Source organism: Nitratireductor pacificus pht-3B, from assembly GCF_000300335.1.
Taxonomy (GTDB): Bacteria; Pseudomonadota; Alphaproteobacteria; order Rhizobiales; family Rhizobiaceae; genus Nitratireductor; species Nitratireductor pacificus.
On record NZ_AMRM01000045.1, the window covers coordinates 1 to 2,353 of the forward strand.

A 2,353-nucleotide genomic window follows, 5' to 3' on the forward strand; every position below is an offset into this window, starting at 1 on the left:
CGAAAAGTGGAACCCGGTTTTCGGTCATTCCGGTGTTCGGTCAATGATTCAGATCGTCCTTGCGCGTCCGGAAGAACACGTGGCGGTCTATCGCGTCCGGCGGAACATGAAGGAGTCCGCGAGATGCTCCATTCCCGCGCGCTTGTAGAAGCCGACCGCCTCGGGCACCGACACCAGGAACAGGGCGACCTCCGGCCCGAGCAGCCGCCGGGCTTCGGCAAGCAGGCCCTGACCGATGCCGAGTCCCTGCGCATCGCGGCTGACGGCGAGTTCGGGCACGAAGGCGCACCAGGAGAAATCCGTCACGCAGCGCGCCACGCCGACGAGCGGACCTTCGGGCGCGCCGCGCCTTGCCGTGACGATCAGATTGGCGCCCGACACCATGCGGCCGAGCCGCTCCGCGTCGTCCACCGGCCGGATCGCTCCCAGGCCGGACTCGGCCAGCACGCGGCGAAACGCATCGACCGGAAGATCCGCCTCGCTGCCATAGAATATCGTCTGGTCCCTATCCATGCGCGGAGAGTGCCCGATCGGCGGACGAATGCAAGCCGGCGGACGGCAAAATCGGACTTGTCGCCGCCGCGCGCTTGATTTGCGCTCCGCCTGCCGGTACCTCGGCTCCCATCAGTCCCCATCGGAGCAGCCCCGCCATGTCCGTCGCCGCGAAAAACATTCCCGCACCCGATCTCGTGCCCGTCCGCCGCGCCCTGCTGTCGGTCTCCGACAAGAGCGGCATCGTCGACTTCGCCCGCGCGCTCGCGGACCGGGGCGTCGAGATCGTCTCGACCGGCGGCACCTCGGCGGCGCTGGCGAAGGAAGGCATCGCCGTGCGCGACGTGTCGGAGCTGACTGGCTTTCCCGAGATCATGGACGGCCGCGTCAAGACGCTGCATCCGGGCGTGCATGGCGGCCTGCTCGGCATTCGCGACGACGCGGAGCATGCGGCCGCCATGGAAACGCACGGCATCGCGCCGATCGACCTCCTGGTGATCAATCTTTATCCGTTCGAACAGGTGCGCTTCGGCGGCGGCGACTACGCGACGACGGTGGAGAACATCGACATCGGTGGGCCGGCGATGCTGCGCGCCGCCGCCAAGAACCATGCCTATGTGGCCGTGGTGACCGAGCCGGCCGACTATGCAGGCATTCTCGACGCGATGGCGGAGAACGGCGGCAGCCTGCCGCATCGCCTGCGCCAGGAACTGGCCGCCAAGGCGTTTGCCCGCACGGCGGCCTACGACGCGGCGATTTCCGGCTGGTTCGCCGAGACGCTGGAGATCGGCGCGCCGGTGTTCCGCGCGGTCGGCGGCAAACTGCAGGAAGTGATGCGCTACGGCGAGAACCCGCACCAGACCGCCGGCTTCTATGTTACCGGCGAGGCGCGCCCCGGCGTCGCCACGGCGACGCAGCTGCAGGGCAAGCAGCTTTCCTACAACAACATCAACGACACCGACGCCGCCTTCGAGCTCGTTTCCGAGTTCGCGCCGGACCGTTCGGCCGCCGTCGCCATCATCAAGCATGCCAATCCGTGCGGGGTCGCCACCGGCGCGACGCTGCGCGAGGCCTATGAGAAGGCGCTCGCCTGCGATCCCGTCTCGGCCTTCGGCGGCATCGTCGCGCTGAACCGGCCGCTCGACGCGGAGGCGGCGACCGAGATCGTCAAGATCTTCACCGAGGTGATCATCGCTCCCGAGGCGAGCGAGGAGGCGCGCGCCATCGTCGCCGCCAAGAAGAACCTGCGCCTGCTCGTCACCGGCGGGCTGGCCGACCCGCGCGCACCCGGCCTTGCGGTCAAGACCGTGGCCGGTGGCCTGCTCGTCCAGTCGCGCGACAATGGCGTGGTCGACGATCTCGACCTGAAGGTGGTGACCAAACGCGCCCCGACGGAGAAGGAGATGGCGGATCTCATTTTCGCCTTCCGCGTCGCCAAGCACGTCAAGTCGAACGCCATCGTCTATGTGAAGGACGGTGCGACGGTGGGCGTCGGTGCCGGCCAGATGAGCCGCGTCGATTCGGCCCGCATCGCTGCCCGCAAGGCCGAGGACGCGGCAGGGGCCGCTGGTCTCGCCGAGCCGCTGACCAAGGGTTCGGCCGTCGCTTCCGACGCCTTCTTCCCCTTCGCGGACGGCCTGCTCTCGGCGGTGGAGGCGGGCGCGACGGCGGTGATCCAGCCGGGTGGCTCCATGCGCGATGACGAGGTGATCGCCGCCGCCGACGAACACGGCATCGCCATGGTCATGACCGGCATGCGCCACTTCCGCCATTAGATCTCCGTCAACATTGCGGCTGGGTTTCCCCGCCTGACGGCTACAGCGCCGCGCGTCTTGAAAGACGCGCAAAGGACGCTGTAGCA

Annotated in this window: 2 protein-coding genes; one reads left to right on the plus strand and one right to left on the minus strand. The window is 68.3% G+C overall.

Annotation, left to right across the window (positions count from 1 at the left end; genetic code table 11):
• Positions 1-87: 87 nt before the first annotated feature.
• Positions 88-513: a GNAT family N-acetyltransferase gene (locus NA2_RS21150; protein WP_008599340.1), complete on the minus strand. Its 426-nt coding sequence runs from the start codon at positions 511-513 to the stop codon at positions 88-90.
• Between the two features lie 137 nt (positions 514-650).
• On the opposite strand from NA2_RS21150, the gene purH reads away from it, so the two are divergent.
• A complete protein-coding gene (purH, locus tag NA2_RS21155; RefSeq protein WP_008599341.1) occupies positions 651-2,267 on the plus strand; it encodes a bifunctional phosphoribosylaminoimidazolecarboxamide formyltransferase/IMP cyclohydrolase in 1,617 nt (538 codons plus the stop codon).
• Positions 2,268-2,353 lie beyond the last annotated feature (86 nt).

Coding starts and splice junctions, on each gene's coding strand:
- purH (WP_008599341.1), top strand. CDS start 651: ATGTCCGTCGCCGCGAAAAACATTCCCGCACCCGATCTCGTGCCCGTC.
- NA2_RS21150 (WP_008599340.1), bottom strand. CDS start 513: ATGGATAGGGACCAGACGATATTCTATGGCAGCGAGGCGGATCTTCCG.